Here is a 16,270-nt window from a genome sequence, read left to right as displayed (position 1 = left end):
CGCCGGCTCAGGCGCCCGGCACGTTCAGCGCGCGCGCGGCGTCGGTCAGACGGGCGAGCTTCGCATCATCCGCAGCGAAAGCGCGGCGCGCGTCGGCAAGCGCGTCGCCGGCGCCCTTGCCATCGCGCAACACCATCCGCGCGCGCATCAGCCGCACCCAGCCGTCGAAATCGTCGGGCTGCCCGGCGAGACGCTGGGCGAGCCGGTCGACCATCCCGCGCGCCATCTCGTTCTGCTGGCCGGGGGTGAGGCTGGCGGCGTCGTTCATCTGATCGGCGGTCGGGCCGGGGATCGCGGCACCGGCCGCATCGGCCACGGCGGCAGGCGCGACGTCGGGCACGCGGCCCTTGACGTCGATCTTGTGCTGGGCGGCGACCTGCACGATCAGATCGTGCACCGATTGCGCCCAGGGCGCGTCCTTGGGGCCGTCGCGCAGCAGCGCGATCCAGTCGTCGATCGCGCCCTGGTGATCGCCCCTAACGTCCTTCTCGACCGCCAGGAAATAGCGCGCGCGCGAATCCTTCGGGTCGATCGCGAGCGCCTTGCCGAACGCGTCGTGCGCGATTGGGTCGACCGCGTTGGACGCCAGCGTCTGCGCCTCGCCGAACGCCGACCAGATCGCGGCACGGTTGGGCAGCAGCCTGGTCGCCTTGGCATAGGCGCCGGCGGCGTCGGCGTAGCGCTGCATCTGGAAATAGGACCAGCCGAGCGACCGCCAGCCCTCGCCGTCGTCGGGATGCGCGCGCATCTTGTTTTCAAGGCTCGCGATCGCCGCGGCCGGATCGGCAGGCGCTTCGGCGTTGGAGACGGCGGCATCGTTGCCCGGCGCGGCGGTGCGGTGCAGCCCGATCGCGGCGATCAGGATCGCCGCCGCGCCGGCCAGCGCGAACCAGCCGAGGCTGCCGATCGTCCTTCCGCCGCTATCCGCCATTGCATCCATCCCCCGACACGCGTTTACATTAGCGCGGCCGCGGGGGAATGCTAGCGCGCGGGGGAGCAGGCGGGGATGGATCGGTTCGCCGTAGCGATCATCGGCTCAGGGCCGGCGGGGTTGAGCGCCGCCGCGCGCGCCGCCGCGCGGGGTATGCCGCACGTGCTGCTCGAAAAGAGCGCGGACCACCTCTCCGACACGATCTTCAAATACCAGAAGGGCAAGCACGTCATGGCGACGCCGAGCGGGCTGGTGCTCCGTTCGGACGTGGATTTCGACGCGGGCAAGCGCGAGACCGTGCTCGATACCTGGGACCGCCAGATCGCTGAGGCCAAGGTCAACGTCCGCCACGGCGCCGAGGTGAAGAAGATCGAGGGCGTGAAGGGCGCCTTCACGCTGACGCTCGGCGATGGGAGCGCAATCGAGGCCGAGACGGTGATCCTGGCAATCGGGACGCAGGGCAACCCCAATCTGGTCCGCGCGCCCGGCGCCGAGCTGAAGCACGTCCAGTACCAGCTCGACGATCCCGCCGAATATGTCGACGAGCATATCGTCGTGATCGGGTCGGGCGATGCGGGGATCGAGAACGCGCTGGGGCTCGCCGCCGATGCCGAGCAGGGCAATGTCGTGACACTGCTCAACCGCGGCGCCGATTTCGCGCGCGCCAAGGCGGCGAACGTCGATTTGCTGATGGCAGCGCGCGATGCCGGGCGCATCCAGGTGCTCACCGAAACCACCCCGGCGGCGATCGAGGCGACCGAAATCGTGCTCGACACGCGCGACGGCCAGGTCCGCCAGCGCTGCGACCGCGTGATCGCGCGGATGGGGTCGACGGCGCCGCGCGCCTTCGTCGAAAGCTGCGGCGTCGAATTCACCGGGCCCGACCGCGAGGCGTTCCCGCAACTCAGCCCGCAGTTCGAATCGAGCACGCCCGGCATCTACGTGATCGGCGCGCTCGCGGGTTATCCGCTGATCAAGCATTGCATGAACCAGGGCCACGACGTGGTCGAGTTCATCGCCGGCAACACCGACCTTAAGCCCGCCGACGAGCCGATCGTCGAGGAACGGCTGGCGGGGCTGGGGGCAGGCCGCACGACCGCCGAATGGCTCGATTTCCTGCGCGAGCGGGTCGGTATCCTCAACGAATTGTCGCCGCTCCAGATGCGCGAATTCATCCTCGACGCCGAGGTGAAACGGTACCGTGCGGGCGACATCGTGTTCGAAAAGAATGCGATCGGCTCATCGCTGTTCGGCGTCGCTGAGGGTCATGTCGAGGTGCTCACCGCCGACGGCGGCGCGATCCCGATCGAGTGCGGATCGATCGTCGGCGAGGTCGGGTTGATCTCGGGCCGCCGCCGTGGCGCCACCGTGCGCGCGGGGGCGGACGCGATTCTGGTCGAAATCCCCCGTACCGCCGCGCTCAAGCTGATGGCGACGGTGCCGGCCGCTAAGCGCACGATCGACCGCATCTCGACCCAGCGGCAATTACTCCAGATGTTTGGGTCGGGACTGACCCCCGCCGACCTCGACGAAGTGTTGGCGAGCGCCGAGGTGGTGCGCGCGCGGGCGGGACAAAAGATCGTCGAGGAAGGCGGCACCGACCGCGACATCTATGTCGTGCGCGTCGGCAGCATGATCGTCGAGAAGGAGATTGGCGGAAAACCGATCTTCCTCAATTACCTGCCGGCGGGATCGTATTTTGGCGAAATGGCGCTGATCGACGGCCGCCCGCGCGTCGCGACGGTGCGCGCGGCGATCAGGTCGGAACTGGTCAAGCTCGACGGCGACGCCTTCGCGCGATTGCTCGCGGCCAAGCCCGCGCTCGCCGCGAAGGCCCGCACCGACATGGCCGCGCGGCAGGAAATCAACGCGCATATCGAGGCGAGCAAGAGCGAGTTCTCCGGCGCGGTCGATATGTATTCGTCGGTCGCCAATTTCCTGATCGACAACGGCATCGGCGAAGCGACCGATGTGCTGCTGATCGACGAGAAACTCTGCGTCGGGTGCGACAATTGCGAAAAAGCGTGCGCCGACAGCCATGACGGGCTGTCGCGTCTCGACCGCGAGGCGGGGCGGACCTACGCGCACGTCCACGTCCCCACCAGCTGCCGGCATTGCGAGCACCCGCATTGCATGGCCGACTGCCCGCCCAACGCGATCCGCCGCGGGCCCGACGGCGAGGTTTCGATCAACGAGACGTGCATCGGCTGCGGCAATTGCCAGCGCAACTGCCCCTATGGCGTGATCCGCATGGACAAGGTGCCGCCCAAGAAGCCGCGGTTGGTCGACTGGCTGTTGTTCGGGCGCGGCCCCGGCCCGGGCGAGCCGAGCAAGAAGTGGGCGGAGAAGAACCGCACCGTCGAAGTGCCCAAGAAAGCGATCAAGTGCGACATGTGCGCCGGGATCGCAGGCGGTCCGGCGTGCGTTCGGGCGTGCCCAACCGGCGCTGCTCTCCGCGTCGCGCCCGAAGACCTGCTCAAAGTCGCCAGGCTCGAGCGCGAGGCGGGCTGATGGCGAGCCGGGGGGCGCTCAAGTCGGGGATCGGCGAGAACGAGGGCTTCCTGCGCCACAAAAGGCTGCGCTGGGCGAAGATCGCGGTGATCGTCGTCGTGGTCGCGATCGTGATCTATGCGATCGACAACCCTCAGCCGGTGCCGAGCGGCGGTACCGCGTACGGCTATATCCTCGGCACGATCGGTGCGCTGCTGATCCTGTGGCTCACCGCGCTCGGCATCCGCAAGCGCGCGATGACGCCGGGCGCGTGGTCGCTCAAGGCGTGGACGTCGGCGCATGTCTATCTCGGGCTCGCGCTGATCGTGATCGCGACGCTCCACACCGGATTCCAGTTCGGCTGGAACGTCCACACCTTGGCCTATGCGTTGATGCTGCTGGTGATCGTGTCAGGGTTCGTCGGGGTCGTCCTCTACGCGACGCTGCCCCGGCTCCTGTCCGACAATCGCGGCGAGCGGACCGAGACGCAGATGGTCGTCGAACTGCGTACGCTCGACTCGCAACTCCACGATGCCGCGCAATCGCTCGACGGACATCATGCCGCGCTAGTCCGCGCTGCGCTCGCCGACGATCCGTTCGCGGCGGGATTCTGGCAGCGGTTGGCCGGCCGCTTTCCACGCGGTGCGACGCGGGACGCGCTCGACGTATTTCGCCGCGACCGGATCGATGCCGAGCCAGTGATCGGCCTGCTCGACCGTCGCGCGGCGATGCTGGTGCGGATGCGCCGCCACATGCGGCTGAAGGCCGCGCTCGAAGGGTGGCTCTACGTCCATGTCCCCACCACCTTCGCGCTGATCGCGGCGCTGACGGCGCATATCGTCGCCGTGTTCTTCTATTGGTGACGGCGGCGTGAGCTTCGTCCTCCACATCACTTCACGCGCCGCGAGCGGGCGCGAGATCGTGCGGACCCGGACGGTCGATCGCGACGTGCTGACGATTGGCCGCGATCCGGCGAGCGACATCCACCTGACCGACCTCGAGGTCACGCGTCACCACGCCGACATTCGCCGACTCGAGGGGCATCGCGTCGCGGTGCATACGCTGGCGGGATTGCCGGTGCTCGTCGACGGCCGGTCGACCGAGCAGGCCGAGATCGACGCAACGCGCGGCGGCGAAATCCGCATCGGCGCGGCGTGGATCGCGATCGCCGCGGGCGAGGACGGCGCGATCGCGGTGAGTATCAGCCGCGACAGCCAGCCGCTCGAAGGCGCGGAGGAAACGGGCAAGCGCTTCTCGCTCGCGGGTGCGGCGCTCGGCAAGCGTCCGATGGCGTGGACGCTCGCGCTCGCGATCCTCGTGATCTTCCTGGCCTGGCCAATCTGGTCGTTTACCCACGCGCCGGCAAAGCTGACCGACGCGCAGATGGCGGGCGGGTACAAGCATATCGACCAGAGCTGGTCGTCCGGGCCGCTGTCGCGCGCGCATGCCGGGATCAGCGACTGCAAGGCGTGCCACGTCGCGGCGTTCGTCGCGGTGCCCGATACCGCGTGCCAGAGCTGCCACACCGACATCGCCGCGCATGCCGATCTCGACCGCCAAGCGCGCGCCAAGCCGCGGCCCGGCGGGATCGCCAGTCTCAAGCTCGCCATCGCCGACATGTTCGGGCGCGATCCCGGCCGCTGCGTCGATTGCCATACCGAGCATTCGGGGCCGGGCACGATGCCCGCGATGGCGGAGACGCAATGCGCCGCGTGCCACGCCGACATGAAGAGCAAGCTCCCCGACACCAAACTGGGCGATGCGGGCGATTTCGCGCGGCTGCACCCGCAATTCCAGCCCGCGGTGATGACGACGCCGGGCGACTATCCGCGCTTCACCCGCATCCCGATCGCCGACCCGATGGCGCGCGTGCAGGACAGCGGGCTCAAATTCCCGCACGCGCTCCATCTTTCGCGGCTGAGCGGGGTCGCGCGGATGCAGGCATCGCTCGGACGCAAGCCGCTCGATTGCGCCGAATGCCATATCCCCGACGACAGTGGCGCGCGGTTCAAGCCAGTGTCGATGGAGCGCAATTGCTCGCAATGCCACAGTCTCGCGTTCGATCGCGTCGGCGGCACGGTCCGGACGCTGCGCCACGGCAATGCCGCGCAAGTGATCGCGGATATCCTCGCCGCGGGCGGCAGCGGTGGCCCCGCGATGCTGGCGGACCGTGGACGTCCGGGCGAGATCAGGGCCGCACCGGGCTATGGTGGCGGCGGCACCGGCGGCGCGGCGATGGTCCGCGCGATCTTCTCGCCGCGTGGCGCGTGTTACGATTGCCACGTGATCGTGCCGCCGAGCACGCCAGGCGGTCTCAACTATCGCGTGGTGCCGGTGCGCGAGCAAAGCCGCTACATGGGGAAGGGCTGGTTCGACCATGCCGCACACACCACGGCGGCTTGCGCGAGCTGCCACGCGCAGGCGCTGACCACGAACGATTCGCGCATCCTGATGCTTCCGGGTATCTCGACCTGTCGGCAGTGTCACGGCGGCGACACAGCGCGCGCGCCACAGGTTCGCTCGACGTGTGCGATGTGTCATGATTACCATCGCGGCAACGGCGCGCCGCATGCCGTGCGGATGGCAAAGCTGCTGGCCAAGGGGGGAGGGGGAGATGCTGATAGCGCAAATCTCGGATCTTCATCTGGGCTTCGTCCCCGACGACCCGGAGGAAATGAACGCGCGCCGCCTTGACGCGGTGCTGGCCCGCTTGCGGTCGCTGCCGACACCGCCCGACTCGCTGATCGCGAGCGGCGACCTGACCGAGCGCGGCGACGAGGGTTCGTATCGCCGGCTGCGCGACAAGCTGTCGGCGTGCCCGTTCCCGGTGCACTATGCGCTGGGCAATCACGACAGCCGTGACGGGTTCGCCGCCGTATTCCCCGATCTGCCGATGCCCGGCGGGTTCCTGCAATATGCGGCCGAGTGCGGCGAGCTTCGCTTATTGGTGCTCGATACACTCGAGCCGGGGCGGCACGGCGGCGGGTTCGACGGCGCGCGCGCGGCGTGGCTGACGGCCCGCCTCGACGAGGCGCCCGACCGGCCGACGATCATCGTGCTCCACCATCCGCCGATCGAGACCGGGATCGGCTGGCTGACCACCGATCCCGACGAGCCATGGGTGCGACGGCTCGCCGGCGCGATTGCCGGACGCGGCAACATCGTCGCGTTGCTGTGCGGCCATATCCATCGCTCGATCGCCGGGCGGTTCGAGGGATTTCCCGTCGTCGTCTGCCCGCCGACCGCGCCCGCCGCCGCGTTGACGCTGGCGCCGATCGACCCCAACCGTCCCGACGGTCGCCCGATCATCGTCGATGTGCCCCCGGCCTATGCGCTGCACTTGTGGGAGCACGGCCAGCTCGTCAGCCACGTCGACCGCGCCGAGCCGGAAGGCGTGATCGTCGCGTACGACGATTCGATGCGGCCGATCATGCAAAAGGTGTTCGCCGAGCGGCTGTGAACCGGCTTTCCCCTCCCCTTTAGGGGAGGAGTTAGGGGTGGGGGATGCCTCGCAGAGACCGCCGCTCGTGACTGCCCCACCCCAACCCCTCCCCTAAAGGGGAGGGGCTTGAGATCAGCGCCCGCCGCCGACCCAATCCTCGAGGTGGGGTTCGTCGTCGACCCTCCACGGCACGCCGCGCCGGTTGAGGAAGAAGCGCTCCATCTCCGCGCGCGTGAACGGGCGTGAGCCGAGCCGGCCGAACACCGCGATCTGCCCGCCGGTCTCGTCCACCGCGCGGTCGCGGTCGAGCCCTTTCGACAGGGCGAGCGCGGGCGAGGGGGTACGCGCCCAGGCGATCAGCTCGGGCTTGGGCGCGGGGGAGAAGCCGTAGAAATTGGGCTGGCTCGACGGCGACGTCAGCTGGAGCACCTTCAGCCCGTTCCGCCCGTCGGCGACATAGGCGAACAGCGACGCGTTGGTCGATCCGATCACCACGTCCTGCGCATCGTTGAGTCGCCCGTCGAGCGTCACGCGATCGTACACCACCGGTGCCTCCGGATTGGTGACGTTGACGATCACCAGCCCGTACTTGCCCGCCGCGACATAGGCATAGGTCCGCGCGACATAGACTCGCCGCGCATCTGCCAGCGGGACGACGGCGTTGGGCACTCCGACCGGGCGGTCGAGGTGCGTGACGTCGAACACCTCGAGCCCGCGCGCCGTCGTCACCCACAGATAGCGGAACTGGAGCGCGGTGGCGCGCGGATCGGGCACGTGGATCATCGCGGTCAGCCGCGGGCGAAGCGGATCGGCGAGGTCGACCACCGCCACCCCCGCGTCCGCCGCGATATAGGCGAAATTGCCCGCGAGCGTGATGTGGCGCGCGCCTTTCAACACGTCGTTCGGATTCCAGGTGACCGCGCGCTTCAGGAAATTGTTGCGTGGCTCGCCATCGGCCAGCGTGTCGACGTTGACCAGGATCAGCCCTTCGACCGAGTCGGTGATCGCGGCATAGTGATAGATCGGCGCGAAGGGCTGTTCCTGGTTCGCCGCCCGCATCGCGGGGGTGTTGCGTAAGGGGGCGATCGCCTGATCGGTCGGCAGCGCCATGCACGTCGCGTTGGTCGTCTTGACGTGCGTGTCTTGCCCGAGCGGCGAGACCGGCGCGGTCAGGATCTTGTCCGACACGCCCTTGTTGGCGATCGACGCGACGTCATAGGCGCGGAAACCGCCCTTGCCCTCCGCCACGAACATATATTCGCCGCGCAATTGCAGGCAGCGCGCCGCGCCGTCGGTGCCGCGCGCGATGTTGCCGATCGTCTCGGGCGGGTCGCGCTCGCCCGACAGTTTGCCGTCGATCAGCGGCCCGCGCGTCCAGTTGATCAGTTCGCGGTTGTTGCGCTCGACATGCAGCTTGAAGAAATCGGGATAGGCGTAGCGTTGCAGGTATGACCCGAATACCGCTTGCGGCTCGGACCATTCGGTCACACGCACCGCCTCGATCCCGCCCTCCATTCCGACCCACGCATTGAGCCCGACGAAATTGACGTAATTGGTCCCCTGCAACAGCAATTGCGCCATGATTGCATTGTTGTCGTTCGCGGCGGACAGGTGGCAATCGGTGCATTTCTTGGTCTCGACGGTGCGCACCGTGTGCGGGAAATGCGGCGCGAACGCCTGGGACGAGAAGCCGATCGAGGAGATCGGCGGCTGCTGGCTGTAGATCCGCTCGCGGTTGATGTTGGTCGACGACAGCATCAGCGCGGACGAACTTCGCACCGGGGCGATCGCATTGCCCTTGGTCGTGCTGTGGATGCCGAGCTGGAACATGTCGTCGCGCGCGACCTGCGGGTTGTAGGTTGCGAAATTGCGCGTTTCCTCGCGGTCGTAAATGTGCGTTTCGGATTTCCAGTTCGCCTCGATCGGCAAGTGGCATCCGCCGCACGACGGTGTCCACGACAGGTGGCAGGTGTAGCACGTCATCTTGCCCGGATCGTGCGCGCGCATCGACATGGGCACGCCCGAGCCGAAGGTGAAGCGTCCAGTCTCGGCGCCGTCCTTCGACATCAGCTTGGCCCGCGCGGCCGCCGCGTTGAAATACTTGCTGTCGCGGTCGACCGTCTCCTTCACCAGGCTAACCCGCCACCACAGTTTCGGATCGACCGCCGACCGCTGGATCAGCGTCCGCTCGCCGTTGGCGTCCGTCTGCCACTCGAACCGGCGCTCGCCGTCGGGATTGCGCAACAAGCTGAGGTCGTGCCCCTTTGGCGGCGCGGCGGGACCGGAGGTCAGCAGCGTCGGAAAGGCATCGGGCGTGCCGTGGCAATCCTGGCACCCGATCTCGATCGCGTTGGCGACCTCGCCGTAGATCAGCCCGTTGCCATGGCTGTCCTGCGCGAAGTGGCAATCGGCGCACTGCATCCCCTTTTCGGCGTGGATGTCCATCAGATGGACCGCCTTGCCGAGTTGCTCGCCGACCGGCGCGAACATCCCCATGCCGGCCTTGCGAAACTTCTCCGGGTCGTTGGGCCAGATGATCTTGCCCTGGCCGTCGAGCAGATTGCCCTCGCGGTCGCGCGAATAGACCGCGCGGAAATTCCAGCCATGGCCGTGATAGTCGGCGAACTGGGTGTCGGTGGCGAGCGGGTTCACGTCGTCGACGACGCGGCGCAGGAAATTCACGTCCGCCCAGTTGCCGCGTGTTGCGGCGCCCTCCGGGTTGCGCTCGTTGACCGCGCGGACGAACGCGGCGCTGGGATAGCGCTGCTTGCCCGGCCACATCAAAGGCGCGGCGGTCTCGTAATCCCACATCGTGTAGCCGAGGTACGAGTTGAGGAACACGTTGGGCTGGTGCATGTGGCACGTCATGCACTGCGCGGTCGGGATCGCGCGGGTGAAGCTGTGCTGGATTGGATGGCCGGGTTCCTTGGTATCCCCGCCCGGGAAGGGCTGCATCCGCCCGGCGATCGTCGGGTCGACGGTCGCGGTCTGCCCGTCGCGGCCATATTGCGCGTACACGAGGCTGTGCTTGGGATCGCGGTCGTTGGCATAGACGACATGGCACGCCGCGCAGCCCGACTGGCGGTAATCGCCGGGCTGGTCGTTGGTCCCGATCATCCAGGTATAGGGATCGTTGAGCCGGGTCTTGTTGATGTTGAGCACGGGGATCGCGATGCGCAGCCCGGTGCCGGGGCCGCGGTTCGACTGGCGCAGGTCGGGGCGGCCGGGCTCGTCGAGCCTCTGGATGCTGCCGCTGGGGTTGGGGAGGCCGATCTCGGCGAACTGCGTGCCGTTGATCCGCCCGCCGCGTTCGAACACGCGGAACACGTCGCCCGGCGGCATGACTTCCCACGTGGGTAGCGGATAGAGTTGCGGGAGCGCGCCGCGGGCCTTTTGCGGGCCGGTGACGGTGCCGACCGGTTGGCCGGGGGAGAGCAATTTGGCGGGCTTGCCGTCGCGCGTGAACGCTTCGCCGAAGATGTAGTTCTTGAACGGCTGGACGCCGTTGTTGTAGCTCCCGCCGCCCCAGAACATTGCGCCTGTCGCCATCAGCGAGCGTTCGTTCGCCTGGATGATCGACAAGTGGCACGCGCCGCACGCCTCGCGCGCGACGCGATAATCGGACGGGTTGACGAAGCGGATGTATTCGGGCGCCTCGCGGTTGAGCAGGGTGTAGCTGCGTTGCGGGTTGGCCGGGCTCGGCCAGTTCCATGCCTTGGGGTAGCGCGGGAGCACATGTGCCTTGTCGCGCGCCGCGGTGTAGCGTGGGTCGCTCGGCGCGGTGCCGGGCGCGATTGCGACGGTGGGATCGCCGCCGTGGCAATCGGCGCAGCCCAGCACGACCGCCTGCGTCAGATGCATCGATTTCTGGTCGGTGGCAGTGTGGCAGCTCTGGCATCCGGCGCTCTTCGCCTCGGCATCGGCGGGCGTCTCGCTGGCCGGGGCGGGCGGATAGGCGACGTAGCTGCGCTTGACCGCCTCGCCGACCTCGCTCTTCGCCAGCAGCGCGCGGCTTCCCGTCGCCAGCGACAGCATCGTCGCCGCCACGATCAGAAGGAAGCGCGGCCCCCGCATCAGAAGGTCAATATCGCATTGGCGAGCACCGAAAAATAGCGCCCGCTGCCGTTCGACTGAGTGAAGAGGTCGCGAAACCCGTCGCCCGCCTGGAGCATCGCGGCGGAGGCGCGGAACACGATGTTCTGCGTCGTGTGGGGGCGCCAGATCGCCGAGACCGAGTAATCCATCCCGATCGACCGCGGAATGCTGCCTTCGTTGCGCAGCGCCTGCAGCACCGCGGTGTCGGCGAACGACAGCCGGTTGACGTTGGTCGACACGCGCAGCGCCGTGGTCAGGTCGAAATCCGCGCCCGCGCCGATCAGCATCGTGCCGGGATTGTTGAAGTTCGACTGTCCCTCGTCCTTCGACGAGCGCAGGTCGGCGAGCACGCCGTTCCGGCCGTTGATCCCGATCGCTCGCCCGCCGCCCGCGAACGGGATCGACTGGCGGATCCAGTAACTCGTGTCGGCGCCGGCGAAGATCGGGTTTTCGAGGATCGCGTCGTACCCGGTTTCTTTATTGTCGTACGGATTGCTGTCGCCGCTCGCGTAGAGGAACGACAGGCGGAAGCGCGCCCAGTTGATGTCGTAGCTCGGCTCGGCGGCGAGGAAGAACGCGCGGACCTTGGCCGGGCGCGAGGTGAACACGCTGTTCCGGTCCTGGCCGAGCGCGGCATAGGCCGACAGCGTCAGGTTGACCCGCCCGAAATGCCCGTCGCCGTTATAGCCGAGATAGGTGATGTCGTAATCGCGCGGCCGCTGGTCGCCGATCAGCGCGGGGCGGACCGGAAATCCGTTCTTGTCGTAATAGAATTCGCGGCCCTCGCGGTCGCGGTCGTGCGCGGCGATGATTTGGCTGGTGAAGCCGGGCACGGGGAAATCCTGCCGGTACAGATTGGCGATCGCGACCCAGTCGCGCCGCGGCGTCTGGCCGAGGTCGTTGAGCCCGGTATTGGTGTCCTTCTCCAGCCGCCAGAACAGCGCGAGATTGTACTGGAAACGGTTGTTGTCGCGGTTGCCGAATAGCCGGATGCCGAGGTTCTGGTCGTTGAACAGGAAGCCGCGGAAATCGGCCTGGAACGGCTGGATTCCGACGCGGATCGAGTCGAAATCGTAGCGGTCGCTGACGTTGCGGATGTGATAATCGACGAACGCTTCCTGCACGCCCAGAAACGTGTCGTTACGATGCGGGGGTTTGGCCGGGTCGACGAACAGGATGCGACTTTCGTTCACCAGCGTGTAATTGTAATTGTACGCGATCGAGAGGCGGTACTCGATCTCGGGCGGCTTGAACGTCGTCTGCCCCTTGTAGAGCGAGAAGCCGACGACGAAGGTCTGCGCGGCGAGCAGGCTCGACGAGCGGCCGAAACTGTCGAGGCTGCCCGGGCGCGACGTCGTCTGCGTGCCGACCGGTGTGGGGAAAGAGCGCGGCTCGATCACCGTGTCCGACACGCCCGATGCGACGAAGAACCAGTCGTCGCCGCGGATCGGCAGCCAGCGCAACTTGCTGCGGTCGAGCGGGCGGTCGCCCTTGATCGTGCTCTGGTGATACGGGTCGAGTGGCGAGCGGCAGATCGCCTGGATCGCGCGATACAATTGTTCGGGGCAGAGCGCGGTTGCCAGCCGCCAGCGGTCGGGCAGCGGGAATTCGCCGTTTGGGAACAATGCGTCGTTCGGCGCGCGCACCGCGCCGACATTGTCCTGCGTGATCTTGGGCGGCAACGGCCCCTGGATTTCGCCCGGGCGGCGGCGGCCGGGGATCAGCGCCTGGTCGAGTGTATCCGGCGGCTCCATCGGCTGCGGCTCAAGCATCTTGTCGTCGGCAGGGGTCGGCGGCGGCGGTTCGAGCTGCGCCGAGGGCGGCGGCGTCATCGTGTCGGAGCTTTTGGGCGGCGGTTTGGTCGTTCGCGCCGCATCGGTCGTCGGCGCGTCCTGTGCCCAGGCGGGCGAGGCCAGCGCGACCCCGGTAGCGAGGAGGAGCGCGCGTTTCATTTACCGTTGCAGACGTTCTGTTCACTCGTGTCGAGGAACGGCGCGACCGGGCAGTTGACGTAGCGCAGCCGCACCCCCTGCGGCGTCAGCTGGTCGGCGCGGATCGCCGCCGGCGCCTCGCCGATCGATCCGACCTCCAGCCCCGCATTGTAGAGCCCGAGGAACGCGATCATGTCGTCCTGGTCGACGCCGTCGCCCGACACGCCGATCCCGCCGACCAGCACACCGTCGCGGTAGATCGGCACCGATCCGGGGAAGATCTGGATGCCGTTCTGCAACCGGTTCTGTCCGACCACCGCGTCGGGCAGCGTCGTGCAGCGCGCCGGGGTGTCGCTCGCACCGCCGCCGACATAGCCGAGATGCTGGCCCAGATTGCCGATGATCAGCGCCGACTGGAGCCCGGTCGAGAAGGGACTGAACTGCGCGATCGGGCGCGAGAAGGGGCCGTTGGGCTTGCCGTCGTCGCCGTCGGGATAGAAGGGGCGCGAGAGGTTGCCGTTGGCGCGGTCGGTGAAGGCGGTCTTGCCGGTCAGTGCCGAGGGATCGCCGAGGAAATTACGCGCCGCGGTCACGAAGGCGCGGACATCGGCGCTGGCGTTGGCGGATAGATCGGCGCCGGCCGCGGGGTTGGAGAAGAACGCGGCGGTGCGCGCCTTTTGCAGCGCGACGTCGGTCCCGAAGATCGGCGCATCGGGCGAGCGCACCAGCCCGAGCGGCGCGCCATAGGTATCGACCACCGCGATCGACACTTCGGCGCGGCTGTCGAGCGGCTGGCGGATCGCGGCGCGCGCGCGGCGCATGATCGTGAACGCGTTCTGCAGGATCGACCTGGCTTCGGACGCCGTCAGCGGGTGCGCGACAGCGGCGCCATCGGTCCCGGCACGCAACGGGAAGCGGTCGTGCCCCGACCCGTCGGTGAGGACGAAGGCATCGGGATTGTCGAACTCCGCCGTGGTCGCGGCACGGATGCCGGACGCTTCGCTGCCGTAAGCCTGCCCGGCGAGCAGCGCGGGCGGGCCGCTTTCGCCGTAATAGCCGCGCACGGTGATCAGACTGCCTGCGGTGCCGTTGATCGCGGCAAAACCGGGCGCGCTCGCCGGGTTCACCGAAAGCCCGGTGGTCGTGGCATCGGTATAGCGCAGCGACACCCCGCCGGCGACGATGCGGTCGGCGGTGATCGCCGCGGACGGCGCGAAGCCCGACTGGCCCGCGAGCGCGATGAATTCCTCGGCGTCGTTGTCGACATCGAGCGTGTTGGGATCGAGGCCGTAGACGCCGTCGCCCATTACCCCGATCCCGCCGACCACGACGCCGTTCTTGTAGAGCGGGATTCCACCGGGATCGGCGGATAGGCCGAGCGGCGACCTTTTGGGCCCGATCAGCGCCCCCGTGCCGCCCGCCGACTGGTACCGCGCCGACAGGTCCGAACAGGGCAATTGGCTGAACTGCACCCCGAACAGCGGCCCGCTCTCGAGTCCTAGGCTGCCGGGGCCGGGGGTGAAATGCTCCTGGACGATCTGCGACGCGGTGCGCGTGGTGAAGGCGTTGCCGCTGCTCGACAGATAGGCGCCGGTAATGGCCTTGGCGATCGCGCCGGCGGGGGCGGGGAAGGTCACGCCCTGCGCGTCCATCCCGACCCCGCTCGGCGGCAGCGGGATCGTCGCGGTCGCGCGCGCGCCGGTCATCTGGAACACCGCGAGCACGTTGCCGACGCGGTCGGTGACGGCGATGTCGGAGGCCAGGTTGCGCGCTTTCGCCTCGGCGACTGCCTGAGCCACGATCGTGCCGACCTCCGCGCTGGTCAGCGCGACTTGCGCGGGCGCGGTGTAATAGCTGGTCGGTCCGCTCGGCGTGGGGGTCGGTGTCGAGCCTGTCGATCCGCCACCGCTCGTTCCGCCGCCGCCGCATGAGCCGAGTACCAGCGCGGTGGCGGCAAGTCCGGCGACCGAACGCTTCGGCCTCACCGCAATCCCCCGATCGCGTTGGTCGCGGTGCGCAACGCGGTGCGGAAGGCCAGAGGATTGTACGCGTTGGGGTCGTGCGTCGCGGCATAGGCGCGGTCGATCGACGGCCGGATCCGCGCGACGTCGGCGCGCGACACCGCGCCGGCATCGGACAGCGACGACAGAAGGGTGTCGACCGCCATCACCGCCTGCACGCTCCCCTCGTAATCGGTGAAGCGCGGCGCCGTGACGGTGTCGGACAAGGCGGCGATCATCGCGAACACCTCGCGCGTGCCGATCCCCGACAATCGGTCGGCGAGCGCGCGCGCATCGCTGCGCAACCGCGCCGCGGCGGCCAGCGCGGCGGGGCGGCTCACGGTGATCGCCTTGTGGAACGCGATGCTGTCGGCCACGAAGCGGCTGGCGAGGTCGGGCGCGCCCACCCGCGCCGCCGCCGCCAGCATGATCATGTTCTCGTCCTGGAACGGCACCGTGCCGATCGGCGTATCGCGCCCCGGGTTCGTCGGCGACGAAGGGCGATAGCTGGGCTCGTCGGAGATGCGCCGGTGGCAGCTCTGGCAATCGAAGAAATAGAGTTCGGGGAACATCCCGCGATTGGCCAACCGGTCGTTCGCGAATAGCCCCAGCGCGCGGTCGAGCGCCATCGCCTGGCCCACCACCCACAAGGTCGCGGCGCTCGGCGCGCGCTTGCGTTGCGCGTAGTCGGCATCCTCGTTCCAATGCTTTTCGAGCGTCGAGAACAGGTCGAGCTCGAACGACAGGCGCGGATGCCCGGCGGCCATGATGCGGTGCTCCGCGAACTGCCCGCTCTTGTCGCTGCCGTAATGGCAGTCGAGGCATATCGCGGCGCGCACCGCCGGCTGGTCGAGCGCGCGCATCCCGCGCGCGACGTTGTTCGCGTGAGACCCGCCGACCGCATAATGGCTCGCGAGCCAGTTCGCGGCGTTGCCGTGGCATCCCTCGCACCCGACGCCCTCCGACGGGCGCGCCGCGCCGGCGCCGACATGGCAGCCGGTGCAGACGGCCGCGCTTTGCGGATCGCCGATGCCGAGCCGCGCGGCGATCGCGCGCGCGCGCGGCTCGCCGAGCACGCGCCACGCGCGGCTATGCGCCCCGGCGGGGGAGGATTCGTCCTGCCAGATCTTGAGCTCGTCGAGGCGTACGACGGCGCCGGTCGGTTCCTCGCGGCCGTGACACGTCGATCCCGCGCACGACGCCACGCCGGTCGCGCCGGCCTCGGGCGACGCCGGTGCCGCGAACGCGGTGGATAGCGCGGGTGAGGGGTGCGCGATGACCGCGAACACGAGCAGGAACAGCGCGACAACCGGCACGCCGGCCTGCCACAACGCATCGACCCTGGCGCGTTCCCCCAACACAGCCTCCGCTCGCTCCGCGC

General features: G+C 68.5%; 9 protein-coding genes. 4 read left to right on the top strand and 5 right to left on the bottom strand.

Annotated features, from left to right (window positions below; translation table 11 throughout):
* Positions 1–7: 7 nt before the first annotated feature.
* Entirely contained in the window at positions 8–931 is a 924-nt protein-coding gene (locus E7773_RS01465; RefSeq protein WP_293987229.1) for a tetratricopeptide repeat protein, read from the bottom strand.
* A 75-nt stretch (positions 932–1,006) separates the two neighbouring features.
* On the opposite strand from E7773_RS01465, the gene E7773_RS01460 reads away from it, so the two are divergent.
* The 4 genes from E7773_RS01460 to E7773_RS01445 are packed head-to-tail and all read left to right on the top strand — an operon-like array spanning position 1,007 to position 6,881.
* Positions 1,007–3,442: a cyclic nucleotide-binding domain-containing protein gene (locus E7773_RS01460; RefSeq protein WP_293987227.1), complete on the top strand. Its 2,436-nt coding sequence runs from the start codon at positions 1,007–1,009 to the stop codon at positions 3,440–3,442.
* Positions 3,442–4,284 carry a hypothetical protein gene (locus E7773_RS01455; RefSeq protein ID WP_293987225.1) on the top strand — a complete coding sequence of 281 codons (843 nt, stop codon included), beginning with the start codon at positions 3,442–3,444 and terminating at the stop codon, positions 4,282–4,284. The genes E7773_RS01460 and E7773_RS01455 overlap by 1 nt, the downstream gene beginning before the upstream one ends.
* Positions 4,285–4,291: 7 nt before the next feature.
* Positions 4,292–6,115 carry a cytochrome c3 family protein gene (locus E7773_RS01450; RefSeq protein WP_293987224.1) on the top strand — a complete coding sequence of 608 codons (1,824 nt, stop codon included), beginning with the start codon at positions 4,292–4,294 and terminating at the stop codon, positions 6,113–6,115.
* Positions 6,036–6,881 (top strand): metallophosphoesterase, encoded by an 846-nt coding sequence (locus E7773_RS01445; RefSeq protein WP_293987223.1) that lies wholly within the window; start codon positions 6,036–6,038, stop codon positions 6,879–6,881. The genes E7773_RS01450 and E7773_RS01445 overlap by 80 nt, the downstream gene beginning before the upstream one ends.
* A gap of 114 nt (positions 6,882–6,995) precedes the next feature.
* Here the strand turns inward: E7773_RS01445 and E7773_RS01440 are convergent, their stop codons facing one another.
* The 4 genes from E7773_RS01440 to E7773_RS01425 form a co-directional block, all read right to left on the bottom strand.
* Positions 6,996–10,898, bottom strand: coding sequence for a hypothetical protein (locus E7773_RS01440; protein WP_293988186.1), 3,903 nt, complete (start codon positions 10,896–10,898; stop codon positions 6,996–6,998).
* A gap of 38 nt (positions 10,899–10,936) precedes the next feature.
* Complete coding sequence (locus E7773_RS01435) at positions 10,937–12,730, bottom strand: hypothetical protein (protein WP_293988183.1); 1,794 nt, start codon at positions 12,728–12,730, stop codon at positions 10,937–10,939.
* Positions 12,731–12,906: 176 nt separating this feature from the next.
* Positions 12,907–14,874, bottom strand: coding sequence for a heme-binding protein (locus tag E7773_RS01430; RefSeq protein ID WP_293987221.1), 1,968 nt, complete (start codon positions 14,872–14,874; stop codon positions 12,907–12,909).
* Positions 14,871–16,247: a multiheme c-type cytochrome gene (locus tag E7773_RS01425; protein ID WP_293987219.1), complete on the bottom strand. Its 1,377-nt coding sequence runs from the start codon at positions 16,245–16,247 to the stop codon at positions 14,871–14,873. The genes E7773_RS01430 and E7773_RS01425 overlap by 4 nt, the downstream gene beginning before the upstream one ends.
* Between the last annotated feature and the right edge of the window lie 23 nt (positions 16,248–16,270).

It is taken from the genome of Sphingomonas sp. (assembly GCF_004799495.1).
In the GTDB taxonomy this organism is placed as follows: Bacteria; Pseudomonadota; Alphaproteobacteria; order Sphingomonadales; family Sphingomonadaceae; genus Sphingomonas.
The sequence above is the reverse complement of the archived record's forward strand: the minus strand, read 5'-3'. Positions and strand labels throughout refer to the sequence as shown.

Excerpts from the sequence above, each read along its gene's own strand:
- E7773_RS01435 (WP_293988183.1), bottom strand. The coding sequence starts at position 12,730 with ATGCTTGAGCCGCAGCCGATGGAGCCGCCGGATACACTCGACCAGGCG.
- E7773_RS01465 (WP_293987229.1), bottom strand. The coding sequence starts at position 931 with ATGGCGGATAGCGGCGGAAGGACGATCGGCAGCCTCGGCTGGTTCGCG.
- E7773_RS01440 (WP_293988186.1), bottom strand. The coding sequence starts at position 10,898 with ATGCTGTCGCTGGCGACGGGAAGCCGCGCGCTGCTGGCGAAGAGCGAG.
- E7773_RS01455 (WP_293987225.1), top strand. The coding sequence starts at position 3,442 with ATGGCGAGCCGGGGGGCGCTCAAGTCGGGGATCGGCGAGAACGAGGGC.
- E7773_RS01445 (WP_293987223.1), top strand. The coding sequence starts at position 6,036 with ATGCTGATAGCGCAAATCTCGGATCTTCATCTGGGCTTCGTCCCCGAC.
- E7773_RS01460 (WP_293987227.1), top strand. The coding sequence starts at position 1,007 with ATGGATCGGTTCGCCGTAGCGATCATCGGCTCAGGGCCGGCGGGGTTG.